This window comes from Pseudomonas sp. PDM24 (assembly GCF_019218905.1).
In the GTDB taxonomy this organism is placed as follows: domain Bacteria; phylum Pseudomonadota; class Gammaproteobacteria; order Pseudomonadales; family Pseudomonadaceae; genus Aquipseudomonas.
This window is the reverse complement of record NZ_JAHUWR010000001.1, coordinates 296,909-322,057: the sequence shown is the minus strand read 5'-3', so window position 1 is coordinate 322,057 and position 25,149 is coordinate 296,909. Positions and strand designations below refer to the sequence as shown.

At 57.7% G+C, this 25,149-nt stretch carries 28 protein-coding genes and 1 pseudogene; 20 read left to right on the top strand and 9 right to left on the bottom strand.

Annotation, left to right across the window (positions count from 1 at the left end; all coding sequences use genetic code 11):
* Positions 1–11 precede the first annotated feature (11 nt).
* The 6 genes from KW837_RS01555 to KW837_RS01530 all read right to left on the bottom strand — a co-directional run bounded on the left by KW837_RS01555 (position 12) and on the right by KW837_RS01530 (position 4,740).
* Positions 12–359, bottom strand: coding sequence for a phage holin family protein (locus KW837_RS01555; RefSeq protein WP_218394277.1), 348 nt, complete (start codon positions 357–359; stop codon positions 12–14).
* Between the two features lie 526 nt (positions 360–885).
* On the bottom strand, positions 886–1,248 hold the full coding sequence (locus KW837_RS01550) for a hypothetical protein (RefSeq protein ID WP_218394276.1): 363 nt from the start codon (positions 1,246–1,248) through the stop codon (positions 886–888).
* Positions 1,241–3,457 carry a VapE domain-containing protein gene (locus tag KW837_RS01545; protein WP_218394275.1) on the bottom strand — a complete coding sequence of 739 codons (2,217 nt, stop codon included), beginning with the start codon at positions 3,455–3,457 and terminating at the stop codon, positions 1,241–1,243. Before KW837_RS01545 ends, KW837_RS01550 begins: the two co-directional genes overlap by 8 nt.
* Complete coding sequence (locus KW837_RS01540; RefSeq protein WP_218394274.1) at positions 3,447–3,677, bottom strand: TraR/DksA family transcriptional regulator; 231 nt, start codon at positions 3,675–3,677, stop codon at positions 3,447–3,449. Before KW837_RS01540 ends, KW837_RS01545 begins: the two co-directional genes overlap by 11 nt.
* Positions 3,670–4,188, bottom strand: coding sequence for a phage regulatory CII family protein (locus KW837_RS01535; protein WP_218394273.1), 519 nt, complete (start codon positions 4,186–4,188; stop codon positions 3,670–3,672). The genes KW837_RS01540 and KW837_RS01535 overlap by 8 nt, the downstream gene beginning before the upstream one ends.
* 327 nt (positions 4,189–4,515) lie before the next feature.
* The gene (locus tag KW837_RS01530; protein WP_218394272.1) at positions 4,516–4,740 is read right to left on the bottom strand and encodes a helix-turn-helix transcriptional regulator; all 225 of its coding nucleotides are present in this window, start codon (positions 4,738–4,740) and stop codon (positions 4,516–4,518) included.
* A gap of 102 nt (positions 4,741–4,842) precedes the next feature.
* Here KW837_RS01530 and KW837_RS01525 point away from each other — a divergent pair, with 102 nt between their 5' ends.
* The 10 genes and pseudogenes from KW837_RS01525 to KW837_RS01490 all read left to right on the top strand — a co-directional run bounded on the left by KW837_RS01525 (position 4,843) and on the right by KW837_RS01490 (position 11,858).
* Positions 4,843–5,562 (top strand): XRE family transcriptional regulator, encoded by a 720-nt coding sequence (locus tag KW837_RS01525; protein WP_218394271.1) that lies wholly within the window; start codon positions 4,843–4,845, stop codon positions 5,560–5,562.
* Between the two features lie 252 nt (positions 5,563–5,814).
* On the top strand, positions 5,815–6,405 hold the full coding sequence (locus KW837_RS01520; protein WP_218394270.1) for a hypothetical protein: 591 nt from the start codon (positions 5,815–5,817) through the stop codon (positions 6,403–6,405).
* 11 nt (positions 6,406–6,416) lie between these two features.
* The gene (locus KW837_RS01515; RefSeq protein WP_218394269.1) at positions 6,417–6,701 is read left to right on the top strand and encodes a DNA-binding protein; all 285 of its coding nucleotides are present in this window, start codon (positions 6,417–6,419) and stop codon (positions 6,699–6,701) included.
* A gap of 158 nt (positions 6,702–6,859) precedes the next feature.
* Positions 6,860–7,177 carry a pyocin activator PrtN family protein gene (locus tag KW837_RS01510; protein ID WP_028939692.1) on the top strand — a complete coding sequence of 106 codons (318 nt, stop codon included), beginning with the start codon at positions 6,860–6,862 and terminating at the stop codon, positions 7,175–7,177.
* Positions 7,178–7,233: 56 nt separating this feature from the next.
* Positions 7,234–7,881 carry a hypothetical protein gene (locus KW837_RS28990; protein WP_371317096.1) on the top strand — a complete coding sequence of 216 codons (648 nt, stop codon included), beginning with the start codon at positions 7,234–7,236 and terminating at the stop codon, positions 7,879–7,881.
* On the top strand, positions 7,782–8,930 hold the full coding sequence (locus KW837_RS01505; RefSeq protein ID WP_371317115.1) for a tyrosine-type recombinase/integrase: 1,149 nt from the start codon (positions 7,782–7,784) through the stop codon (positions 8,928–8,930). The genes KW837_RS28990 and KW837_RS01505 overlap by 100 nt, the downstream gene beginning before the upstream one ends.
* A 574-nt stretch (positions 8,931–9,504) precedes the next feature.
* Complete coding sequence (locus KW837_RS01500; protein WP_218394267.1) at positions 9,505–10,023, top strand: hypothetical protein; 519 nt, start codon at positions 9,505–9,507, stop codon at positions 10,021–10,023.
* Positions 10,024–10,581: 558 nt separating this feature from the next.
* Positions 10,582–10,815 (top strand): annotated as a pseudogene (locus KW837_RS28645) (site-specific integrase); the annotation flags it as partial.
* A 22-nt stretch (positions 10,816–10,837) separates the two neighbouring features.
* A complete protein-coding gene (gene folE, locus KW837_RS01495) occupies positions 10,838–11,383 on the top strand; it encodes a GTP cyclohydrolase I FolE (RefSeq protein WP_123496264.1) in 546 nt (181 codons plus the stop codon).
* Positions 11,384–11,486: 103 nt separating this feature from the next.
* The gene (locus KW837_RS01490) at positions 11,487–11,858 is read left to right on the top strand and encodes a glutathione S-transferase N-terminal domain-containing protein (protein WP_218394266.1); all 372 of its coding nucleotides are present in this window, start codon (positions 11,487–11,489) and stop codon (positions 11,856–11,858) included.
* A 185-nt stretch (positions 11,859–12,043) separates the two neighbouring features.
* Here the strand turns inward: KW837_RS01490 and KW837_RS01485 are convergent, their stop codons facing one another.
* A complete protein-coding gene (locus KW837_RS01485; protein WP_218394265.1) occupies positions 12,044–13,210 on the bottom strand; it encodes a PLP-dependent aminotransferase family protein in 1,167 nt (388 codons plus the stop codon).
* A gap of 81 nt (positions 13,211–13,291) precedes the next feature.
* Between KW837_RS01485 and KW837_RS01480 the strand changes: the two genes are divergently transcribed.
* The 3 genes from KW837_RS01480 (at position 13,292) to KW837_RS01470 (ending at position 16,154) form a co-directional block, all read left to right on the top strand.
* Positions 13,292–13,735: a MarR family winged helix-turn-helix transcriptional regulator gene (locus KW837_RS01480; RefSeq protein WP_218394264.1), complete on the top strand. Its 444-nt coding sequence runs from the start codon at positions 13,292–13,294 to the stop codon at positions 13,733–13,735.
* Between the two features lie 363 nt (positions 13,736–14,098).
* A complete protein-coding gene (locus KW837_RS01475) occupies positions 14,099–15,448 on the top strand; it encodes an NCS2 family permease (RefSeq protein ID WP_192346971.1) in 1,350 nt (449 codons plus the stop codon).
* A gap of 79 nt (positions 15,449–15,527) precedes the next feature.
* A complete protein-coding gene (locus KW837_RS01470; RefSeq protein ID WP_218394263.1) occupies positions 15,528–16,154 on the top strand; it encodes a LysE family translocator in 627 nt (208 codons plus the stop codon).
* 212 nt (positions 16,155–16,366) lie between these two features.
* Here KW837_RS01470 and uraH read toward each other — a convergent pair whose 3' ends face one another.
* On the bottom strand, positions 16,367–16,720 hold the full coding sequence (gene uraH, locus KW837_RS01465; RefSeq protein ID WP_218394262.1) for a hydroxyisourate hydrolase: 354 nt from the start codon (positions 16,718–16,720) through the stop codon (positions 16,367–16,369).
* Between the two features lie 435 nt (positions 16,721–17,155).
* On the opposite strand from uraH, the gene puuE reads away from it, so the two are divergent.
* The 7 genes from puuE to KW837_RS01430 all read left to right on the top strand — a co-directional run bounded on the left by puuE (position 17,156) and on the right by KW837_RS01430 (position 23,829).
* Positions 17,156–18,082 (top strand): allantoinase PuuE, encoded by a 927-nt coding sequence (gene puuE, locus KW837_RS01460; protein ID WP_218394261.1) that lies wholly within the window; start codon positions 17,156–17,158, stop codon positions 18,080–18,082.
* Positions 18,079–18,594: a 2-oxo-4-hydroxy-4-carboxy-5-ureidoimidazoline decarboxylase gene (gene uraD / locus KW837_RS01455; protein WP_218394260.1), complete on the top strand. Its 516-nt coding sequence runs from the start codon at positions 18,079–18,081 to the stop codon at positions 18,592–18,594. The genes puuE and uraD overlap by 4 nt, the downstream gene beginning before the upstream one ends.
* A gap of 77 nt (positions 18,595–18,671) precedes the next feature.
* Positions 18,672–19,667 (top strand): allantoicase, encoded by a 996-nt coding sequence (alc, locus tag KW837_RS01450; RefSeq protein WP_218394259.1) that lies wholly within the window; start codon positions 18,672–18,674, stop codon positions 19,665–19,667.
* Positions 19,668–19,789: 122 nt separating this feature from the next.
* Positions 19,790–20,293, top strand: coding sequence for an ureidoglycolate lyase (locus tag KW837_RS01445; protein ID WP_218394258.1), 504 nt, complete (start codon positions 19,790–19,792; stop codon positions 20,291–20,293).
* Between the two features lie 50 nt (positions 20,294–20,343).
* Positions 20,344–21,648: a urate hydroxylase PuuD gene (locus KW837_RS01440; RefSeq protein WP_218394257.1), complete on the top strand. Its 1,305-nt coding sequence runs from the start codon at positions 20,344–20,346 to the stop codon at positions 21,646–21,648.
* A 234-nt stretch (positions 21,649–21,882) separates the two neighbouring features.
* Positions 21,883–22,668, top strand: coding sequence for an outer membrane protein OmpK (locus KW837_RS01435; protein WP_218394256.1), 786 nt, complete (start codon positions 21,883–21,885; stop codon positions 22,666–22,668).
* Positions 22,669–23,043: 375 nt separating this feature from the next.
* The gene (locus tag KW837_RS01430) at positions 23,044–23,829 is read left to right on the top strand and encodes an outer membrane protein OmpK (protein WP_218394255.1); all 786 of its coding nucleotides are present in this window, start codon (positions 23,044–23,046) and stop codon (positions 23,827–23,829) included.
* Positions 23,830–23,947: 118 nt separating this feature from the next.
* Here KW837_RS01430 and KW837_RS01425 read toward each other — a convergent pair whose 3' ends face one another.
* Complete coding sequence (locus KW837_RS01425) at positions 23,948–25,120, bottom strand: patatin-like phospholipase family protein (RefSeq protein WP_218394254.1); 1,173 nt, start codon at positions 25,118–25,120, stop codon at positions 23,948–23,950.
* Between the last annotated feature and the right edge of the window lie 29 nt (positions 25,121–25,149).

Sequence of the window (25,149 nt, the reverse complement as noted above, 5' to 3'; positions counted from 1 at the left end):
CTCCAGCCGCATCATTGCCCTGGTTCGCCGCCCGCCGTCGACGACTCGCTGACGCCCAGGCGCTTGGCGGCCCAACGTTCGTACAACCCGATGGCAACATCAGCACCCGCCATTGCAGTCAGACAGCCCAAGCTGCCCGCCGTCCAGATCGTCATGCCCGCACCGATCATCAGCATCATGGCCGACACGCCGCAGACGATACAGGCACCGGACCGAAGAGCCAGGCGTCGTAACAACACCCAGCCTCGCGCCCCATCCTTGTCGGCCCGCCACATCTCTCCCGATACGCCGCCGACCAAGGCCAGGACGATCACTAACCAGATGGGCATCTCTGCCAGCGCTTGCTGCTCGTTCGTCATCGCCCTACCCCATAAACGCAAAAACCCGGCGCAATGGCCGGGTTTGGTGGTGTGGTGCCTGCCGCTCTCTGCGGTCGCACCTATCGAAGATGACTACTTTTTACAGGTCGAATTTCCTGGCATCAACCCCACTTTAATGCCACCCGGTGAATATGTGGGTAACGCAGGGTGAACGCCTAGCGAATGTCGGCGAATATCCCAAGTCGGCATTCTGCTCTTTCGACGTTGTCCCATATGTCCCATGCTTCGAAATCGCTATGGGACGCCTGAGAACGCCTAAATTCAGGGCTTTGCCCCATTGTCCCATCTGTTTTCTCTTTTCTCGTGTAAAGAAGAAAATCGAAAAACACGCGTGCGCGCGATAGCGCGTACAGCTCTGCGCTTCGCTCACACGGGCGGGAGGCGTTTTGAGCTGGGACAATGGGACAACCCAACAAATACAAGGCCCGCGCTTGTCCCATTACGTAGAAACGCAATGGGACAAGGTGGGCCAATGGGACAGCAATAGCCGGAGCCAAAACTGGGGTCACGCAGCCTTCCCCATCAGCATGCCGGCGATGTACTCGTGAGCCTCGTGCAAGCGCTCGTAGTAGGTTTTGCGGCTGCAGCCGCAATAAATGATCTTCTGCGTCAGGAAGCTGTCGTGATTGCAGTAGTGCTCGCGCACCACCACCGACAGCTGCGGCGGCAGATGCTTGTTCACGATCAGCTCGATATCCGCCGATTCGTCCAGCAGCACCCGACTGCCCCGCGTGCCACGAATCAGCTCGCCCTTGCACTCCATCAGCATGGCAATCATGTTGCCGCCGCCCAGCTCCGATCCCCCTTCGTGTGGGCTGTGCAGATCCTCTGCCCACAGCTTGAGCATTTCGTCGATTCGCCTAATCAAAGCAAGGCTCCTCGAATGCTTCGCGCTGCAATGCTGATGCACTGCCCCACCCTGCGGGCTTCTTGTAAGCCCAGGGCCGCTGACCGCTCTTCACCAACGCTGGCAGACGCACACGTCGCCAGCCAAGCCGGTGCATGATCGCACCGACCCGAATCTGCTCAGGCTTGCTCCAGTGCCCGTAGTCCAGCTTCAGCGCGTTGGCCAGCACTTCGCTGCCGGTGGTGGTTTCGCCGATCTGCGACTCTTCAAGCCAGGTCAGAATTGGCCCTTCCCACTCGTCCACCACAAAGCGCTCGTCCTGCTCCTCGCCGAACATCGCCGCCTCGTCCAGCGTCACCCACCAAAGGTCACCCGCCTCGTAGCAGAACATTGCCTCGGCCCACAGCTGGTCGCGGATCGTGCGCAGCAGCTCCAGATCCACCTTGGTACAGGCCACCGGCCAATAGCGACGGTTACCGGTCGCATCCTTCAGGTATTCGTCCTGGTTGGTCGTGCCAACGAACACACACTGGCGTGGCACATCCATGGTTCTGCGGCCGTAGCTCTCGCGGTAGGTGTCGGTCGATGCCGAAAAGAACTGCTTGGCCTTGGTGCTTTCGGCCTTGTTGAAGCTGTCCAGCTCGCCCAGCTCAACGATCCACTTGCCCCGGATCGCCTGAAACCCGTCTTTGTCACCCAAGGCGAAAGGCGTGTCCATAAACCATTCGCCGCCGAGGATGTTCATTGCCGTCGACTTACCGGCGCCCTGCGCGCCTTCGAGGATCATCACCGAGTCGGCCTTGCAGCCAGGCTTCATCACCCGCGCCACGGCCGAGAGCATCCAACGCTTGCCGACTTTCGACGAGTACTCGCTTTCCTTCACACCCATGACATCCGTGAGCCAGCTTTCAAGGCGCGGTACACGATCCCACTCCAGCTTTTGCAAGTACTGTCGCACCGGGTGAAAGGCATGGTCATGGGCAACCACACTCACAGCCTCGATCACATGAGACGCCTTAACCCGCAGGTTGTACTGCTGCGCGAGCCACTTCATGACACGCATATCGTCGATATCGGCCCAGTCTCCCGTGCCGCCGCCATAAGGTGCAGCCCGTAACTTCACGATCTTCGAGCTGAAAGCGCTGTAGCTGATCACTCCGGCCCATCGCTCGTCATTGGCCAGAATCAGCTCGACGTTCTGCATGTGCGCAATTAACGCACCGCTTTCACTGCGGGCCAGCAGATCCTTCCAACCGCCTGCGGCCGGCGGCTTGACCACCGCAAGCACCTGGCGGCGCACCGCGTCCAAACCTTCGGCGACATGCAGATCATTGAAGTCGGTCCACTTGTCTTCCCGCTCGCCGGAAAATATCGGCGCGACCACCTGACCACCAACGACCAACGCAGCGTTGTTCGCCTTTTCTTCACCGGGGTTCCAGGGCTCGCCGTTCGGGCGCTTGGTCTTCCAGTCATCGTCACGACAGACAATCAAAGGGCAACCCGGGAAGCGTTCACGCATGGCCTTGCAGACCACCAACAGATTGCCCGCATCGAAGGCGATAGCCACCGTTAGCGAGGTCGCCATGTGCAGGCTGGCGCCGGTGGCGTAGCCCTCACACACCAGCACTGGCTCACCCGGATCAGGGTGCGGCCCGATCAAGTGAAAGGCGCCCTCTTTGGACATCCCGTAGGGCCAATAGGATTTGTCCCGGCCGGTATCTTCCTGCTTGGTGGGAAATACAACTTGCAGGCCGACGATCTCATCCCGCACGTTGCACATAGGCACCAAAAACGCGCCGGAGCGCGGTGCGTATCGAACGCCGAAACCGACGATCTGCTTGCGGTCAAGATAGTCGCTACGGCCCTTTTCCGGCATGCGCTTGAACAGGCCCGCCGCTCGGTTCGCGGCTCGACGTGCCGCATTAGCCTTAACCTCGGCGGCGCGACGCTTGGCCTCCTCTTGCCGAGCACGCATAACCTCACGTTCTTCCGGCGACATTCGTCCCGGCTTTACCTTCACCTTCTGCGACTCACCCGAACGCCAGTCACCGAAACTGCCGAAGATCAGCGTTTCGTTTTTCTCTGTGTGATGTTCGTGGACAACGTACCAACCGTTCTTTTCCGCCCCCCTGTCCTGCGCTGTTTTGCACCGCGTCAGCTTGCCAAAAGTCAGCGGTAGTTTCGGCTCAAGACCAAAGTCTACGAATTGACCCAATACCTCATCGAGCATGCCGGGCCTCCCGCGACTCTTCGATGGACTGGCAGCTCACGCACTGAGTGCAACCCGCTTGAGCTAACCGACGAGACTCTGGAATCGGATCGTCACAACTCTCGCAGAACAGAAATGAATGCAGCGCCAAAGCGGGCTTAGCGGCGTTACGACGGGCAGCCAACGCTTGATCAAGACGCTCCTGCACCAGGTCATTGGCAAAGTCGACGATATCAACCACGGTCGATACCCCGCGTTGTCTGATTGACGTAAGTGGCGCGGTTGAACATCCCCAGCAGCCCTTGAATACCGCGAAACACCTGCAGGCGGATCGCCGCCAACTCGTGGTCACTGACCACGCCGTCACCGATGCTTTTGGCCCATGTCTCAGCCAAGTCAGCTACTTGCCGAAAATACTCAGCAATGCCGGTGGTTAGGGTTTCAGGCATGTCATTGGTGTACGCCTCAGCCAATTCCTGCCAGGTCGTATCCCCCACCAACGCGTGCACAGCATCCAGAATGCGGCGGTCCTTGGTCAGCTCCAGGATCTCGCCAAATTCCTGAATATTGACCGTATGGCTGGGGTGCGTTGGAGATAGCTTGTGCTGCAGCGTGGTGGCGTTTCTGCCGGTGGTGGCGGCAATTGCAGCGGCGCCGCCGGGATAGTCCCGAGCAGCATGGTAAAGCGCTAGATCGAGCGGCAGGATCTCCCGCTGCGCCCGTTCTACAGAACTCAGAGCGATTCGGCTCATGGCATTAATCCTTACAGGTTGCCAGTGCCGCGCGACATGCAGTGGTGATACATTTGCCGCGTGGCTTGAAAGGGCCCAAACGCCGGCTAGATCTTCAGGATCGATACCGGCACCGTGCCGAGACGAACGATCCGTCGTTCACCTCTGGCGCAACAGCTGCCCAATCTGTGGTGGAAAAGGCAGCAACACCAAGGCATCCGTGCCTTGGAAAGCGCGATAAAGAGAGGTGGTTAGCATGTGGTGTGCCCGCCTATCTTTATCGCGACCCGACAGCGCTGTGGTGGTGCGTGCCGGGAGGAACTGGGCGGCCCTTGGGTCGCCTTTTTTCTAAGCAGCTTTTGATGTTTCCCGCTCTGGTGGAAAAACATCGTCAAGTGAGCAAGCGGCCCCCAATTGATTCAGAGCAGAGGTGATTGCCCTACACTCACTGAGGCCTGGCATTCTGTGACCAGACTCGTAGTTACTTAGCCTTGTCTGGGTCCAACCAAGCAGCTCACTAAGATCCCTTTGTTTTATCTGTGCCTCCTTTCTGAGGCAGGCAATTCGGTTCATGAATCTGACTCCTTTTGACCTCGCACACTCTAAACACGCATCGTGATTATTTCAACACGATAAGTGAGAAAAAAACATTTCATTACGTGATAAAAATTCCGAATGGAAACTTTAGGCTCCCGCATCAAGCGGCTCAGAAAACAAAAAGGGTTCAGCCAGAAACAATTGGCTGAAGAATGCGGCTGGTCCTCACAATCCCGAATAGGGAACTACGAGAGCGACCTCAGGGAACCTAATCTCGCAGACCTGACACTGCTTGCTCCTGCGCTTGGCGTATCGATCGCAGAGTTGATTAGTGGCACCAATTCTCAACAACTCGTTCCGGCACAGGCCAATCTTGAACCGCAGATATTGAGCAGGGCACCCAAAAAGACTGCAGGAGTTGTCAAGCCGATTGGACCTACGAAGGAAGGAGTGGTGCCAGTAGTCGGCACGGCAAAATTAGGCATGGATGGTTATTTCGAGGCACTAGATTTCCCTGTCGGGCATGGTGATGGCTATCTCCACATTTATAGTGATGACCCTAACGCGTACGGCCTCAGGGTCATCGGCGATAGCATGCATCCACGAATCAAAAGTGGCGAATACGTTCTCATTGAGCCCAACAAGATATACGTCACCGGAGACGAGGTGATGGTTCAAACCCAAGACGGCCGGTCAATGATCAAAGAGTTCATCTACCTGCGAGATGGCGTATATCGGTTTGACAGTGTCAACCAGGACCATAGCCCCCTTCACCTCGATCAGCATGACGTCTCCAAGGTACATCTAGTGGGCGGGATACTGAAATCATCACGGTTTGCGCATGACAAGCCCGAATAATCACGAATCGTGTTGACACGATAAACACAATACGTGATATTTGTCTCACTCTTCCACCACAGAGCGAGGCAACACCATGCATACCACAGCAACCTTGCACGTCCATCCCGCGTGCACCAGCAACCGGAAACTAATCGAGCAGCTGCAATCCACCACCGGCTGCTTGATCATTATCCACAACAACAAACCCAAGCTCGTCGCCCAAAACTATCAGCCCTTCCCCTCCGACCCAAATGGCGGAGGGCACGCAGCATGAGCAAGTTCAAACTCGACAACCGCACCCTGCAGTTGCTCAACGCTCAGGTCAACCTGACCGAGACCTTCAATCACATACTGAGGTCGGCCCCCAAACGTGAATCCTTGGCGTTCCGTCTCAAGATTGAACGTGGCACATCGGAGACCATTTTCGTCGTCGAACTGGGTAGCGAACGCCACACGCTGACCTTGAAAAACGCCAAGAAAATGCACCTCAAACTGGCCGACTTCATCGAAGAAATTGCCAACGGCCCGTTCGACCCGAGCAACACCAGCGACCTGGAGCATCGTCCTCACGCAAGCCGCGAATACGGCCGGTTTGAAATCCAGGACAAACAGCGCGTGTTCGAGCTGGTGCGCACCGGCGGCATACTGAGTCTCGACATGGGCTTCGACGTCCCCCTGCACGTCGCGGTGCACCGCACCCACACGCGCCCCGGCGTCACCACCATTCTCAGCATCGGCGTAAAGAGCCCACACACCAAATGCTTCACCGTGTGCGGCACCGATGTCGAGATCTACGGCAAGGTCACCGAGTCCATCAGCCATCTTGCTGCAGCGGCAACCCCAGCCGCGCACGCAGCATGAGGGGGGATGCCATGGAACGCACGCTCGCCCAAGCCGCGACTCAGCTGAGCCTGACCCGGGCCCAGCTAATAGCTCTCATGCAGGAAAAAGGTCTGCTCAACGAATGCAGATTGCCGGCTTACCCCATCCGAGACCGCGAGTACCTGCGGATTAAAGACAGCCAGTGGTTTCACGAGAAATACGGCCTTCAGTACAGCCAGTCGACCAAGGTCAGACAAGCCGGCATCCGTTGGCTGGCCGACCAGTTGAGTATCGACCTTCCTGCTATCCCGGCAGACAACCGTGACGTGGCCTAGGGAATATGCCCGCCAGATCATCGCCATGCGGACACGCGAGGAGCGCAATGCCGCGCTCCTCGAAGTGCCCGAACATCTGCGCGAGCTGACCAGATGCCACTGCCTGAATGCCTGGAATCATCCAGCAAGAAAACAACGCAAGGAGGCTGAACAAGCCGATGACTAACACCGGACAAACCCCACTCCGGCTACAACCCGCACCCGAATCGGCCACCGTAGAACTGCTCTACCGCACCTTCGGCGACGTGTTGATCCCACTGGAAAAAGTACGCGAGCAGTACTTCCGCAACCTCAACGAGCAGTCGTTTGTAGCGGAGATCAACAGCGGCCGGATTCAGCTTCCCATCACCACGCTGGACACCAGCCGCAAGGCACCGAAGTACGCCCACATCCGGCATGTCGCCTCACTGATCGACATCCGTGCCTACAAGGCGGATGAAGAAATGCTGCGACCGCAGGACGAACCAACCGAGTAAGACCAACAACCCGAATGGCTGCCACCACCAGCCAAGTGATACCAGGAGCACACCACATGACTGCCATTCAACCAGCGCCTGATGGACCAACTCGCTATCGAACACCGGAGGAAAGCGGCATGAAGGCTAACCGGCATACCACCCAAGCATCGACCGCTTTGCTCCGCCACGCTAATGGCGTCGACGCACAAAAAACAAAGAGTCTCTGCTGCGTAGCAGCAGGCATTACTGCGTCTATCAGCGCCACTGCCGAAGCACTTATACCCCACGAAAAGCTGCGCCAGGCAGCCACATCCAATGCAACGCTAAACGCTTGGGATCGCCCGCCCGCGCAGCCTGTTGTGGGGTATACGCACTTCGACAACTCAGCAGAACCACTCGCTCAGACCTACCAGATCGACAAAATTCCGGAAGACAAGATGGCCGAACTGGTCGGCACCACCCGCCGAGCGTTGCAAGGCAAGCGCGCCAGAGGCGTCATCCCCAAAGGGGTCTGGAACACCATCGACAGTCGCATTTACTACAGCCTAAGGAGATACGAAGCATGGCTCGAGAGCCAATGGGATTGCCCACCGGAGTTGAATTTGCTGGACAGTCCGTCCGTATTCGCTTCACCTGGAACGGGCAACGCCGTTGCGAAACCCTCCCCTATCCCCAAACGCCGAAGGGGATTAAGACTGCCGCCGACCTACGCGCTCACGTAACCAGCCTAATCAAGCATGGCGTGCTGGATGATCAGCGCTATGCCGAACTGTTCCCCAACTCCACTTACGCCAACTACTCGGCGACTCCCCGTTTCGGGGAGTACGCCCAGGAGTGGCTCAACAGTCGCGAGATCGTGGCGGGGACGCGCAAGAACTACCTCGGCTCACTGAATCTGTACTGGATGCCCTACCTCGCAATGCTGCCCATCGACAGCATCACGTCGGTGATGCTGCGCAAGGTGGTAGCGAACACCGAATGGCCATCACCGGGTGTGAAGCGCTCGGCGATCCAGCGCCTGACCACAGTGTTCGGCACCGCGGTGAAAGACGGACTGATCAACCGCAACCCGGTTGAATCGATCGAACTGCCGGCGAAAGCCAAGAAGCCGATTGACCCCTTCACGGTGGACGAGGCGAACAAGATCATCGATCACCTGTACCAGACGCTGACCCATTCGATGCGGATCTACGCCGCATACTTCGAGTTCGCCTTCTATACCGGCATGCGCCCCAGTGAAATGGCGGCGCTGCGCTGGGAAGAGGTCGACCAGGAGAAGCGCCTGGTCAACGTGTGTCGGATCGTCGCGGACTACAAGATCGAGGAGCGCACCAAAACCCGTACTATCCGCCAGGTCATGCTCAACAGTCGCGCTTTGCACGCTATAGAACAAGCCGAGCGCATGGCCAAGCAACGCACGCAGCAGAGCCGCCGCAAGCAAGCGAAGTCGCCGTTTGTGTTCCCGCCGACCAAGAACTTCGAGTTCATCCAGCAGTCGAGTGTGACCGACAAACATTTCCAGGCTGCGCTGACCGAATTGGGGATTCGCACTCGCCGGCAATACAACTGCCGACACACTTACGCAACCATGTGCCTCATGGCGGGTATGAACCCTGCGTTTATTGCCACTCAACTCGGTCATAGCGTTCAGATGTTGCTATCGACCTACGCCCGATGGATCAACTCCAGCACCGACTGGGGTGAGCTCGGGAAGCTCGAAAACAGCTGGAGTGGTAAAAAATTGCTACAGACAGAAACAGTACCCCTCTGAAACTCTGGAATCAGCCTCTGTGACACTGGAACCACCCCGCTACGTTATAAGAGCGGTTTTCTAAGTGTCCCGGGGCCTTATTGCATACTTTAGAATCAAGCCGCTTATAGCCGATAGCAATAAATAACACTTACTTAATATATTTCGGATGCCTATAGCTTCTGAAGTCCAGCCTACTGACCGGCTTGGCTTGGCCAGTAGCGGATGGGCTTGAGGCTTCCCGTGGCTCCAACGTAAAGGTAAATACGCTACCGTTGATGCCAGAGAGTTTCACTTCTAATCTTCATGCGAAGCTATGACCTCATTTTCTGCATTGGTAGGTAACTATCCCCCTTGGCGAAGCCCCGAACTTCTTCACTTTTAGTTTCAGCTCAGGCACTTAGGATCAAGAAAACGTCATTCAAATTATCCTCCCTTTAGCCATAAATAAAAAATTGACGAATTAGGCTTTCAAACATTTGACAGAGTGAGTTCTCCCAACAAGAATTGCCCAGCGCGTTTCCAAGGTTGGGATCGCGTAACAAGGAGAAATTCTTTTCTAGAATTTCAGCGCAGATAAAAAAAGGAAATTAAAATGTCTGAAGCACTCAAGGAAAAAATCTCGAACGACAACCTAGGGCAAGTTCAAACCTACACCCTCTTCAACCAGAGTGGCATCCTGATCACCTTGGATCTGCCCAGCCCAGTGACGCTCAATCTGAACAGCCAGGAGTTTTACCCCCCCCTCACGGACCTATCCACAAAAGTCGCTCCAGTTTTGAAAAACACCTCGGGCCTTGACCTCAAATCGGCGACGTTCACTATCCAAGTCAATGACGTAAAAGAGGACGACAACACGATCGCGAATGTGCGGTGGTGGAACACCAATCAGGCCGATGGGCAACAGTCCATGGCATTCACTTGTGGCCCGATTGATAACGGGGGCAGTGACTCAGGTGCCGCCAAGACTTCTGGATACTCTCGAATCCGTTGGGCCACCATGGCGAACACCGCGCGCAAAAATCAAACCTTTACCGTGAGCAATGTCTCGTTCACCTTCAATTCTTCGATAACTACGGGTGCAACTGACGGGCCGATTATCAGAGTTGGCTAGCTGATCTGCCACCGCGGGGCCCAGAGTTTCGGTCCCCGCGGTCGTCCCCGCCGCTGCGATGTTTTGCCAAATCGACGTGCTGGACGGATCGAAAAGGCTTGAAGCCGATTCGCCGGTCTTAAGTCAAGGCTGAAAGCCACCCCGCCAGCAGGATTCAACTGCAGGGTTTGCCCTTTAACTCAACCGGATCGGTTGAACCCGTCGAACCCGTTACCTCTCCACCGGCTACGACCGAGTCGTGCCTGACACCCATGTGGACCAAGCGGTAGTAAGACAGCCTGCACCGCCCTAGCGTCAACTCCCCCAGAAAAACCTTGGTGCCGCCAATGTGCCCAAAACGTGTCACCGAACGTTGGCTGGTGCCCAACACATCCAGTGCCGACGGACTTACTTGCTTGGCAGACGATCCGGTTGTAACAGACTCAGGCGGTGACAGCCGGCCGCCAATCAGATTTTATGGCTCACACCAGTCCCCTTTCGGTTGGTCGATCATCACCTTAACTCGCCCGTCAGACGAAACAGCGCTTGGCATCGAAAGGCTGTTTCTCCTTCACCCATTTGCAGCTTCGCGCCCGCCGGCAATACAACTGCCGACACACATACGCTACCATGTGCCGCATGGCGGGTATGAACCCTGCATTTATTGCCACTCAGCTCGGTCATAGCGTTCAGATGCTGCTATCGACCTACGCCCGATGGATAAACCCCAGCATCGACTGGGGTGAACTCGGGAAGCTCGAAAACAGCTGGATTGGTACAAAATTGGTACAGACTGAAACAGTACCCCTCTGAAACCCTTATGGAATCAGCCCCTGTGACACTGGAACAGAATTACACCGAGATTCTCGGCCAATTGGGCGAGGACGCCTCCCGCGAGGGCCTGCTCGACACGCCAAAACGTGCCGCCAAAGCCATGCAGTACCTTTGCCGCGGTTATGAACAGACACTGGAAGAGGTCACCAACGGTGCCTTGTTCAGTTCCGACAACAGCGAGATGGTGCTGGTCAAGGACATCGAGCTCTACTCGTTGTGCGAGCACCACATGCTGCCGTTCATCGGCAAGGCCCATGTTGCCTACATCCCGAGCGGCAAGGTCCTGGGGCTGTCGAAAGTCGCGCGGATCGTCGATATGTACGCTCGCCGCCTGCAGATCCAGGAAAACCTCAGTCGCCAGATCGCCGATGCGGTCCAGCAGGTCACCGGCGCCCTGGGCGTGGCGGTGGTGATCGAGGCCAAGCACATGTGCATGATGATGCGCGGTGTGGAGAAACAGAACTCGACGATGATCACCTCGGTGATGCTCGGCGAGTTCCGCGAAAACGCGGCCACCCGCAGCGAGTTTCTCAGCCTGATCAAGTAACTCGCAGTACGAAGAAAACCGGCACTGATCGCCGGTTTTTTTTCGCCTGCGAAAATCAGGTAAGCTGCGCGCCTTTCTTCATTCGCCCCGTGAGGCTTACAACGTGTTCGTCAAAGCGCTTCGTGTCGGCCTCGGCCAACTGATCATCTTCATCGATTTCATTACTCGGCCAGGCAAGAAGCAGCGCCCCGCCGCCGCTCAGGCTCAGGTCGAAGCGGCCGCCAAGGACCTGACCCTGTATCAGTTCCACGCCTGCCCGTTCTGCGTGAAAACCCGCCGCACCCTGCGTCGCCTGAACGTTCCGGTGGCGTTGCGCGATGCCAAGAACAGTGAACAGGATCGCCAGACCCTGCTTGAACAAGGTGGCAAGATCAAGGTGCCGTGCCTGCGCATCGAAGAGAATGGCCAGACCACTTGGATGTATGAGTCCAAGGTGATCATTGATTATCTGGATAAGCGGTTTGCTGCAGCCTGATGATGTGGTGCTGCTGATGGCCTCTTCGCGGGCAAGCCTCGCTCCTACAGGTTGGCGGTGTGTGCGAATGGTCACCTCGCCCCCGTAGGAGCGAGGCTTGCCCGCGAAGGCGTCAGCACAAGCACTACAAATCCTGGGCAAAAATAAACCGGCCGATTGGCCGGTTCGTTGTTTATACCCTCCCCTCAGGCCGCTTCTGCCGCCTGGCCCTCGCGCACCACAGTCGCCAATCGCTTGAGCCCTTCGTCCAGTCGCACCGGGTCGATGTGGCTGAAGTTCAGCCGCAGATGACCGGGATTCTTGTCCGGCTCAGGAAAAAACGGTTCGCCCGGCATAAACGCCACATCCGCCGCTAGCGCAGCCTTGAGCAGCGTGCGCGTATCCAGCGGCTGCTTGAGCGTCAGCCAGAAAAACAACCCGCCCTGCGGCACGTTCCACTGCGCCAGATCGGAAAAGTGCGTTTCCAATGCCAACTGAAATGCATCCCGACGAACCCGATAGAAATCACGCAACTCACCCAGATGCTGTTGGTATTTCTCAGTGCCGATCCATTGCAGCGCTTGCCACTGCCCGATGCGGTTGGTGTGCAGATCGGCCGATTGCTTGAGCCGCAGCAAGTGAGGAAACAGGTCTGGGCTGGCGATCAGGTAACCGACCCGCAGGCCCGGCAACAGGGTTTTCGACACGGTGCCGGTGTAGATCCAGCTGGCTTTGTTCAAGCGGCTGATGATCGGCGTGGCGCTGCCGCCATCGAAGGTCAGTTCGCGGTAGGGTTCGTCTTCGATCAGGGTTACGCCGAACTCGTCGAGCAACGCCGCCACTGCATCGCGCTTAGCCTCGCTGTAGCGCACTGCCGACGGGTTCTGAAACGTCGGAATCAGGTAGATGAACGCTGGCTTGTGTTTTTCCAGACGGTTACGCAGTTGTGCCAGGTTCGGGCCATTGGCTTCCAATGGGACGGTGATGCAGTCGGCGCCAAACAGCTGAAAAATCTGCAACGCCGCCAGGTAGGTCGGTGCTTCGAGCAGAATCTCGGTGCCTTTGTCGATGTAGAGCTTGGCCGCCAGATCGAGGGTTTGCTGGGAGCCGCTGACCACCAATACCTGACTCGCCTCACACGGCACACCCAACGCTCGGGCTTCGGCCGCCAGCGCCTCACGCAGCGCCGGTTCGCCTTCACTCATGCCGTATTGCCCCATGGACAGCGGCATGTCGGCCCACTCGACTTTCGGCAACATGGCTTCGGCCGGCAAGCCGCCGGCGAACGACATCACTTCCGGACGCTGGGCGGCGGCGAGGATTTCACGGATCAAAGAACTTTTAAGGCGCGAGACACGTTCGGAAAAAGCCATGGGGTCACCGGTAGCGAGGCCTGAGGAAAATGAGTCAAACTGGTTGACCGAAATTACGACAGACCGAACGGATACGTCAACATGCTTGACCTTAAAAACCCCAGCACTCAGCAACAAGCCATGGAAGCGTTTTTCTTCGGTTACCAGGCGTTCACCGCCAAAGCCGACGAAATGCTCGAGCGTCGCGGCTTGAGCCGGGTGCATCAACGCATCGTGTTTTTCATCGCCCGCTACCCTGCCCTCAGCGTCAAGGAGTTGCTGGCGTTGCTCGGCGTGAGCAAACAGGCGCTGAACATTCCGCTGCGTCAGTTGGTGGAAATGCATTTGGTGAACAGCGTCGCGTCCGAGACCGACAAGCGTAAGCGGCTGCTGGAACTGACTGCGGAAGGCGCGCGGTTCGAGCAGTCGTTGCGGCGCGAGCAGGTGAAATTGCTCGAGCGGGTATTTGCCGAGGCCGGGGAGACGGCGGTTAATGGGTGGTTGGCGGTGAATCTAAGGTTAGGGGAGAACCAGCAGAAGATTTGATTACCTCAGGTCAGCCTTCGCGGGCAAGCCTCGCTCCTACAGGTTTGATCCTTCCCACGCTCTGCGTGGGAATGCATCCCGTGACGCTTTGCGTCACATCAACGGCGGACGCAGAGCGTCCATGGCGGCATTCCCACGCAGAGCGTGGGAACGATCGTCTATAGCCGATATATCCCGATCAACAAACTTTTCGTCTACAAAATCAAAAACATTATTTGCTTTATTTGTATACAAAAGCATAATTCGCTTCGTGCGAGTTCCTGACCATCAGGTCAACAAATTCGCAAGTACCTCAAAGGGTCGCTGCCGCCCTCATGGGTCCGGCCCTGGAAATAACAATAAAACTCTTGAGGAGTACTCGCTGTGGAAAGCCGCAAATCCGAAGCCCCGACGCTGGAACTCTCGCCGCCATTACACAATGGCTGGCTGGAGCGCATCTTCAAACTCAGCTTGCACGGCACCACGGTGAAGACCGAGCTGATCGCCGGTCTGACAACCTTCATCACCATGGCTTACATCATCTTCGTCAACCCGAACATCATGGCCGATGCCGGCATCGACCACGGTGCGGCGTTCGTCGCCACCTGCATCGCCGCCGCGCTGGGTTGCCTGCTGATGGGCCTGTACGCCAACTGGCCGGTCGGCCTGGCACCGGGCATGGGCCTGAACGCGTTCTTCACTTACACCGTGGTCGGCACCATGGGCTACAACTGGGAAACCGCCCTCGGTGCGGTGTTCGTCTCCGGTGTGTTGTTCATGTTCCTGACCTTTTCCCGGATTCGCGAATGGTTGCTCAACAGCATTCCAGTGAGTTTGCGCTTTGCCATGGGCGCCGGCGTGGGCCTGTTTCTGGGGCTGATCGGTTTGAAAACCGCTGGCATCGTTGTCGATAGCCCGGCCACTCTGATCAAGCTTGGTTCCCTGCGCGAACCTGGCCCGTTGCTGGCGGCCATCTGCTTTCTGATGATTGCCGTGCTCAGCTACCACAAAGTGTTCGGCGCGATCCTCATCAGCATCATCACCGTGACCCTGGCCGGTTGGGGCCTGGGCCTGGTGCACTACGAGGGCATCATGTCTGCCCCGCCGAGCCTGGCACCGACCTGGATGGCCATGAATGTCGCCGGCGTATTCAACGTCAGCATGATCAGCGTGGTACTCGCTTTCCTCTTCGTACACATGTTCGACACCGCCGGCACCCTGATGGGCGTCGCCCAGCGCGCCAACCTGGTGAACGCTGACGGCCGGATCGAAAACCTTTCCCGCGCCATGAAAGCCGACAGTGCTTCCAGCGTATTTGGTGCGGTGGTCGGTGTTCCGCCAGTCACCAGCTATGTGGAAAGTGCCGCTGGCGTAGCAGCGGGTGGTCGGACTGGTCTTACCGCTGTGACCGTAGGTGTGCTATTTATTGCCGCAATGTTTTTTGCACCGCTGGCTGGCATGATCCCCGCTTATGCAACCGCCGGTGCGCTGATTTATGTGGCGATGCTGATGATGGGCGGCATGGCGCATATCGAATGGGACGAAGCCACCGACAGCATTCCGGCGATCGTTACCGCGATCATGATGCCGCTGACCTTCTCGGTCGCCGACGGTATCGCGCTGGGCTTTATCACTTACGTGGTGCTGAAGGCTTTCACCGGTAAACACAAGGAAATTTCCGTCAGTTTGTGGGTGCTCTGCGCGATCTTCATCGCCAAGTTCATTTTCTTGTAAGCCGTCTACGTTTCAAAAACAGTGCTTCAAAACAGCCTCACCCCATCGGGTGAGGCTTTTGCATATAGGGAGGAAAGTGATGAGTCTGGAAACCTGGCTGCTGTTCAGCGGCGCTGCGCTGGTGGTGATCCTGATCCCGGGACCACTGTCGTTGCTGATGATCAGCAACAGTCTGAATTACGGTTTGCGCCGCTCTTACCCGGCGTTTCTGGGAGGCGTGATTGCGTCGATCTGTCTGCTCAGTGCTTCGGCGCTTGGCTTGGGTGCATTGTTGCTGGCGTCGGAACAGCTGTTCAGCGCCCTGAAAATCGTCGGTGCGTTGTACCTGTTCTATCTCGCCTGGCAGAGCTGGCAGCAATCGCGTCAGCCCTCCCAAGGCGCCGAAGTGCCCCAGGCTGCGCCGGTGCCGCGCTTTCGTGCACTGTTCGGGCGCGCGTTCATGCTCGGCGCGAGCAATCCGAAAGACATTTTGTTCTTCGCCGCTTTTCTGCCGCAGTTTTTGAGTGCTGAGCAACCGTTCCTGCCGCAGTTGCTGGTGATGATTGCCACCTGGACCGTGCTGGATTTGCTGTGCAAGTTGGCTTATGGGCTGGGGGCTCACGGCGCGGCGCGGTATTTGCGCAGCGGCAATGGGCAGAGCTGGTTTAACCGGGTGAGTTCGGGGTTGTTCAGTGGTGCGGGTGCCGCTTCATTGTTAAGTCGCTAAAAGCTTCGCGGGCAAGCCTCGCTCCTACAGGGATTTTGTTGTTCTTACATAACATGAACGACGCAAATCCTGTAGGAGCGAGGCTTGCCCGCGAAGGGTCCCTCCCCTGCACCACATTCTCAGAGCAAAAAAAAGCCCGCAGTGTGAGCGGGCGAAAGACCAAAGAAGCTATATGCGCAGTCGCTTCTCGGAGGAGGCAGCTGCTTGGGGGATCAACTGCCTCGGTATGTGGAATAGCTGTACGGCGAAATCAACAACGGCACGTGGTAGTGATCCTGTTCCGCAGAGATGCCGAAACGCAGCACCACCACATCCAGAAACGCAGGCTCGGGCAGCTGAACCCCACGGGCGCGGTAGTAATCACCCGCGTGAAACTGAAGCTGATAGACCCCGGACCGATAGTCATCACCTTGCAGCAGCGGCGAATCGACACGGCCATCGCTGTTGGTAATCGCAGTGGCGACCAATTCCAGCTGCGAACCTTCAACGCGGTACAACTCGACCTTGATCGAGCTGCCCGGGCAACCGTGTGCAGCGTCCAAAACGTGTGTAGTCAAACGTCCCATTGATTCTGCGCGCCTGCCTGCGTGGAGCAGTCAGACCTCGCGCCTCCCGAAGTCAGTTGAAAAGGAGACCGCACCGTTTCGGAGCACGAAAAGCTGCGGCGAGCGACTGATTAAGACACTTTTCATAAAAATTGTACACAATAAAAACGACATTTTTACCGCTACCACCGCCATTCAGGGTTTGTCAGCGAATCTTGCGCCGAACCATAAGATCAGAGGACCTCCTATCCATTAGCTGACCAGTCAGGCAGGTTTCTTGCAGTACCCATCAAAGTGGATAGCCAATGAAAAATGCAAAAAAACAGGCTTACAAAGTGAATATAAAGTTGTATACAATCAACCCATCGCTGTGACGCCAGCCTGCCCTCTCATCGCCAGGCCGCCACACACACCCTGACTTTGAACAAGTCGACACGAACAAGAAGGAAGACTGCAGTGAGCGCTGACTATCCACGCGACCTGATCGGTTACGGCAGTAACCCTCCTCACCCACACTGGCCGGGCAATGCCCGCATCGCGCTGTCCTTCGTGCTCAACTACGAGGAAGGTGGCGAGCGCAATATCCTGCACGGCGATAAAGAGTCCGAAGCGTTCCTCTCGGAAATGGTCTCGGCGCAGCCGCTGCAAGGCGAGCGCAACATGAGCATGGAATCCCTTTACGAGTATGGCAGCCGAGCCGGCGTCTGGCGGATTCTGAAACTGTTCAAGGAATTCGACATCCCGCTGACCATCTTCGCCGTGGCCATGGCCGCCCAGCGCCACCCGGACGTGATCCGCGCCATGGTCGATGCTGGCCATGAAATCTGCAGTCACGGCTACCGCTGGATCGACTACCAGTACATGGACGAAGCGCAGGAACGCGAGCACATGCTCGAAGCGATCCGCATCCTCACCGAAATCACCGGCGAGCGCCCACTGGGCTGGTACACCGGCCGCACCGGCCCGAACACCCGTCGACTGGTGATGGAAGAAGGCGGTTTTCTTTACGACTGCGACACCTACGACGACGACCTGCCCTACTGGGAACCGAACAACCCGACCGGCAAGGCGCATCTGGTGATCCCCTACACCCTGGACACCAACGACATGCGCTTCACTCAGGTCCAGGGCTTCAACAAGGGCGACGACTTTTTCGAATACCTCAAAGACGCGTTCGATGTGCTGTATGCCGAAGGCGCCGAAGCACCGAAGATGTTGTCGATCGGCCTGCACTGCCGCCTGATCGGCCGTCCGGCGCGTCTGGCTTCGCTCAAACGCTTTATCGAATACGCTAAAAGTCATGAACAGGTGTGGTTCAGCCGCCGCGTCGACATCGCTCGCCACTGGCACGCAACCCACCCGTATCAAGGGGCTGCGAAATGAGCCGCTTCCAAACCCTGAAACCATCGACCCTGAGTCGCGACGCCTTTGTCGCCGCCTTCGCCGACATTTACGAACACTCGCCATGGGTGGCCGAGAAGGCCTTCGACCTGGGCCAGGACGCTTCGATCGACGAGATCGAAACCCTGCACCAGCGCATGAGCGACATCTTGTTGAGCGCTGATCACACAAGCCAACTGGCCCTGATCAACGCTCACCCGGACCTGGCCGGCAAAGCCGCCGTCCAGGGCCAACTTACCGCTGCCAGCACTGAAGAACAGTCTGGCGCGGGGATTCACCAATGCTCGAGCGATGAGTTCCAGCGCTTCACCGAGCTGAACGACGCCTACAAGGCCAAGTTCAAGTTTCCCTTCATCATGGCGGTAAAAGGCAGCAACCGGCATCAGATCCTCGCAGCGTTCGAAACGCGCATTCACAACTCGGTCGACACCGAATTCAAATGCGCGCTAGCTGAGATCAACAAGATCGCGTTGTTCCGATTACTGACCCTTTAGCGAGCAGCCCTTGTGAAAAAAGCACCCAGGGCTCCTGCAAGCATCCCAAGCCAACTAATTAAAGGCAGACAAGAAGAATGAAAGCTTACGCCGTACCTTTCGAGAAGTTCGTCAACCTGGCCGACGCCCGTCTGGGCACCAAAATCATCTCGGTCACCGATGACTGGTTCGCCGACGCCAACCGTCTGTTCCAACCGACCCCGGCCGTGTGGAAGGAGGGCGTGTTCGATGACAACGGCAAGTGGATGGACGGCTGGGAGTCGCGCCGCAAGCGCTTCGAAGGCTACGACAGCGCGGTGATCCGCCTGGGCGTACCGGGCTCGATCAAGGGCGTGGACATCGACACTTCATTCTTCACCGGCAACTACCCGCCGTCGGCCTCCCTGGAAGCCTGCTTCCTGGCCTCCGGCGAGCCGGACGAAAATACCCAGTGGACTGAAGTGCTGTCGGCCGTCGAGCTGCAAGGCAACAGCCACCACTACCACGAAATCAACGATGAACAGGCGTTCAGCCACCTGCGCTTCAACATCTACCCGGATGGCGGCGTGGCCCGTCTGCGCGTGTACGGCATTCCGTTCCGCGACTGGTCCGCTGTGGGCGACAACGAACAAGTCGACCTGGCTGCAGCCCTGAACGGCGGCCGGGCGCTGGCCTGCTCCGATGAACACTTCGGCCGCATGAGCAACATCCTCAACCCGGGTCGTGGCATCAACATGGGCGACGGCTGGGAAACCGCCCGTCGTCGCACGCCGGGTAATGACTGGGTGATCGTCGCGCTGGGCCATGCCGGCGAGATCGAAAAAGTCATCGTCGACACCCTGCACTTCAAGGGCAACTACCCGGACACTTGCTCGATCCAGGGTGCATTCGTGAAAGGCGGCACCGACAGCCAGATCGAAACCCAATCGCTGTTCTGGCGCGAACTGTTGCCAAGCCAGAAGCTGGAAATGCACGCCGAACACACCTTCGCCGAGCAGATCAAGGCGCTGGGCCCGATCACCCACATCCGCCTGAACGTGTTCCCGGATGGGGGCGTGAGCCGCCTGCGGGTATTGGGCAAGGTCGCCAAGTAAGCGGTGAGGCCATTCGCGAGCAAGCCCGCTCCCACATTTGAAATGCATTCCCCTGTGGGAGCAGGCTTGCTCGCGAAGACGCCAGAACAGACAACACAGAACTTAACGAAAAGAAGACCAGCATGCGCACATTGACGATTGAACCGCTGACCAAAGAAGCCTTCGCCCCTTTCGGTGACGTGATCGAAACCGAGGGCAGCGATCACTTCATGATCAACAACGGTTCGACCATGCGCTTTCACAAACTGGCGACGGTGGAAACCGCTACGCCAGAGGACAAGGCGATCATCAGCATTTTCCGCGCCGATGCGCAGGACATGCCGCTGACCGTCTGCATGCTGGAGCGTCATCCGCTGGGCAGCCAGGCTTTCATTCCGCTGCTCGGCAACCCCTTTCTGATCGTGGTCGCGCCACTTGGCGATGAACCTGTATCAGGCTTGGTCCGCGCCTTCGTCACCAACGGCAGGCAGGGCATTAATTACCATCGCGGCGTCTGGCACCACCCGGTGCTGACGATCGAAAAGCGGGATGACTTCCTGGTGGTTGATCGCAGTGGCACAGGCAATAACTGCGATGAGCATTTTTTCAAAGAGGATGAGCGTTTGATCCTCGCCCCCCACCAATAAGAGAAGGTCTGATCACTCGACAACAGAGTGACAGGCGAGAGGTAAAGACTGTGGAAGCACATCTGTTGGAATGGCTGAACCTGAGCGTGCGCTGGGTTCACATGATTACTGGCGTGGCCTGGATCGGCGCGTCGTTCTATTTCGTCTGGCTGGAAAACAACCTCAATCGGGTCAACCCGAAAAACGGGCTGGCGGGCGATTTATGGGCGATCCATGGCGGCGGTATCTACCACCTGGAAAAATACAAACTGGCTCCACCGACCATGCCGGACAACCTGCACTGGTTCAAATGGGAAGCCTACTTCACCTGGCTGTCGGGGGTCGCGCTGCTGTGCGTGGTGTTCTACTCCAACCCGACGCTCTACCTGCTCGCTCCGGGCAGCAGCCTGACCGGCCCTGAAGGTGTTCTGCTGGGCATCGGCTCGTTGTTCGTCGGCTGGTTCGTCTACTCCTTCCTCTGCGACTCGGCCCTGGGCAAACGCCCTGCCCTGCTAGGCGCAATCCTGTTCGTGCTGATCATCGGCGCTGCTTACGGCTTCAGCAAAGTGTTCAGCGGTCGTGGTGCGTACCTGCACGTCGGCGCGATCATCGGCACCATCATGGTCGGCAACGTGTTCCGCATCATCATGCCGGCCCAACGCGCATTGGTGGCGGCGATTGCCGAGAACCGCACGCCCGATCCGGCGCTGCCGGCCAAAGGCTTGCTGCGTTCGCGGCACAACAACTACTTCACCTTGCCGGTGCTGTTCATCATGATCAGCAACCACTTCCCGAGCACTTATGGCAGCCAATACAACTGGCTGATCCTGGCCGGGATCGCAGTGCTGGCGGTGTTGGTGCGTCACTACTTCAACACCCGTCATGACAGCCACAAGTTTGCCTGGACCCTACCTGCTGCGGCGGTCGGCATGATCTGCCTGGCCTACGTGACCGGGCCGGCGCCGATGTCCAGCGCACCTGAAGTGGCCAAGGCGCCTGGGGCCATCGAGTACCAGCCGCTGCCGGAAACCGCCCTCGGCGGTGGCAAGAAACCGGCTGAAGCTGCACCGGCGGCAGCCCCTGAAACTGCACCCGCCCAGGCATCCAATGCCGGTCCTGCCTTCGACAAGGTGCATGACGTGATCCAGGAACGCTGCACGGTCTGCCATTCGGCGAAACCCACCAGCCCGCTGTTCAGCGCGGCACCGGCGGGCGTGATGTTCGATACCCCCGAGCAGATCAAGCTTCAGGCCCCGCGCATCCAGGCCCAGGCGGTTGCCAGCCAGATCATGCCATTGGGCAACATCACCCAGATGACCCAGCAAGAGCGCGACCTGATCGGTGCGTGGATTGTTCAGGGAGCTCAAACCCAATAAGCAACACCCCGTTGTGGCGAGGGGGCTTTTGTGGCCACAGCAAGCCCCCCGCCACAGGTCCACTTGAAACAAAAATCACAAGAATAAAAAAGATCCGAGGTGTTGCATTCCGAACTGCCACACCCACCCGCACTGACCCACTAAAAGACACACACCCTTGTGGGAGCGAGCCTGCTCGCTCCCACAAGGGTGGCTGCCTGCGCCTCAAACAATAAAAACAAAAGAGAGCAACAGATGATTCGGATAAAAACCAGCGTGCTGTTGGGCTCTGGCCTGTTGGCCGCGAGCCACGCCATGGCCGAGGACTTACTGCTGTGGCAAACCAACAGCCTGAGCTACCTGTACGGCAAGAATTTCGTGGTCAACCCGTCGATCCAGCAGACGGTGACGTTCGAGCACGCCGACAAATGGAAGTACGGCGATAACTTCCTGTTCATCGACAAGATCTTCTACAACGGCGAACAAGACCGCAATAAAGGCCCCCACGCCTTCTATGGCGAATTCAGCCCACGCCTGTCCTTTGGCAAGATACTCGACCGTCGTTTCGAGTTTGGCCCGGTCAAGGACGTATTGCTGGCCATGACGTACGAGTACGGCGAAGGCGACAGCGAGGCATATCTGATCGGCCCGGGTTTCGATCTGGCAGTACCGGGTTTCAACTACTTCACCTTGAACTTCTATCGTCGCCAGACCGAAGGCCCACGCCCTGGTGATGGTGTCTGGCAGATCACTCCCACCTGGTCCTACAGCGTTGCGCTAGGCAATTCGAACCTGTTGATCGATGGCTATCTGGACTGGGTGGTGGACAACGATCGCAACGCACGCGGCACTTACCACGCCAACTTGCACTTCAATCCGCAGATCAAATACGACCTGGGCAAAGCGTTGGGCTGGGGCGAGAAATTCGTCTACGTCGGCACCGAATACAGCTATTGGAAAAACAAGTACGGAATCGAAAACAGCGCCAACTTTGACACTCACCAAAACACCGCCAGCCTGCTGGTAAAGGTGCACTTTTAAGATGGCCCGCAACCGTGCCCGATACCTGTCACCGGTGCTCTGTTGCGGGGCACTTGAGACCTGGCCAAGGAGTCAGTATTCTCCGCGCCCGCCCGAATCCGCTCTAAAAAAAAGCGCGGATTTAATTCCTGACCAGAAAGCCAACTTATCCCGGCTCTGGACAGCACCAAGGCCTCTCGAATTGACGCTCAATCGACTGTTTTCAAACAGCCGAACGGGCGTTTTTTGGCTTTTCGAAAGCCTTGGCTCAGCTCTTGCTAACAGCACTAAAGCTGACCGACTGGATTGTTTTTTACAGCAAAGAAAAAGGCGCCACACCAGAGTGCCGACCTTAGAAAAAAAACGTGGAACCACCTACTTTTTGGGAGCAACCGAATGAAACGTACGTGCACCAGCCTGATGCTCGCGGGATCCTTGCTGGCCGGGGGCCAGGCAATGGCCGGCGACTTGCTGCAATGGCAGAACAACAGCCTGACCTACCTCTATGGCAAGGACTTCCAGGTCAACCCGCGCATTCAGCAAACCGTCACCTTCGAGCACGCCGATGCCTGGAAATACGGGGACAACTTCGTGTTCGTCGACAAGATTTTCTACAACGGCAAGGAAGACAGCGGCGTCGGCTCGAACACCTATTACGGCGAAATCAGCCCACGCTTGTCGTTTGGCAAGATCTTCGACCAGAAACTGGCGTTCGGCCCGATCAAAGACGTGCTGCTGGCCATGACGTACGAGTTCGGTGAGGGCGATACCGAGTCCTACCTGATCGGTCCGGGTTTCGACCTGGCGATTCCCGGGTTCGACTACTTCCAGCTGAACTTCTACCAGCGTCACACTGAAGGCAGCCGTGCGGGTGACAACGTCTGGCAGATCACACCGGTGTGGTCCTACACCATTCCCGTGGGCGATTCGAACATCCTGATCGATGGTTTCATGGACTGGGTGGTCGACAACGACCAGAACAGCAAAGGCACCTACCACGCCAACCTGCACTTCAACCCACAGATCAAATACGACTTGGGCAAAGCCCTGAACATCGGCGAGAAACAGTTGTACGTCGGTGTCGAGTACGACTACTGGTCAGACAAGTACGGGATCAAGGACAGCCAGTACTTCAAGACCGATCAGAGCAACACGAGCTTCCTGGTGAAGTTCCACTTCTGATCGTAAAAGCTTCGCGGGCAAGCCTCGCTCCTACAGGATTTGCGTCGTTCACATGGCCGAAGAACGACAAAAACCCTGTAGGAGCGAGGCTTGCCCGCGAACAGCCGCACCACAAATCTCAAGCCGGAACCGCAGGCTCCACCAACCCCAGAAACCGACACAACTCATCGCGCTTGGCCAACGCATCGCGCCGCCCCAGATCGATCAACTCACTGCAATATCCCGCCTCGAACAGCAGATAACTCAATACCCCTGCCCCGCTGGTCTTGGTCGCCCCCGGCCCGCGCAAAAACAGACGCAAGGCCGCCGGCAATTCCTGGCGATGCCGCGCCGCAATTTCATCGATCGGCTGACTCGGCGAAATCACCAGCACCTCCACCGGCGCTGCTCCCAATGCCCGACTCGGCGCGCCGTCGGGCAGCAGATGGCTGAACTGATTCAAACGTTGCAGCAACTCGATGTCACTTTCCAGGCTGTCAATGAACGTACTGTTGAGCATGTGCCCGCCGATTTGCGCCAGGGTCGGCTGCTGACCTGTGTAGGCCCGTTGCAGCGGCTGTTGCGGGTCGACCCCGCGCGGGTTGCCGCTGACACCCACCACCAGCACGCGGCTGGCACCCAGGTGCAGGGCCGGGCTGATCGGTGCCGATTGACGCACCGCGCCATCGCCGAAATACTCTTCGCCGATTTTCACCGGCGCAAACAACAACGGAATCGCCGAACTGGCCAGCAAATGTTCGACGCTCAATTGTGTCGGCACGCCGATTCGCCGATGGCGCAACCAGGACTCGATGGTGCCGCCGCCCTGATAAAACGTGACGGCCTGACCGGACTCATAACCAAACGCCGTGACCGCCACCGCCTTCAATTGCTTTTGCGCAATGGCCTCGGCAATTCCGGGCATGTGCAGTTTGTCGTTGAGCAAACCGCGCAGCGGCGAGCTGTTGAGCAGGGCCACGGGCACCGGAGCGCCAATCCCCATCAGATTGTGACTGACAAAACGGGTGGCTTGATGGATCACTCCCGGCCAGTCGCTGCGCAATACCAGATGACTGCGGAAACCTTGCCAGAAGGCAGTCAGACGCTGAATCGCGCCGCGAAAGTCCATTGCCCCACTGGCCAGGCTGACCGCGTTGATCGCGCCAGCCGAAGTACCGACGATCACCGGAAACGGATTCGCCGCGCCTACCGGTAGCAGCTCGGCAATCGCCGCCAGCACGCCCACCTGATAAGCCGCCCGAGCCCCGCCGCCGGAAAGTATCAACCCTGTAACCGGTTCAGCAGAACTCATCGCAACACTCCATGGTGCTTAAAGGGATC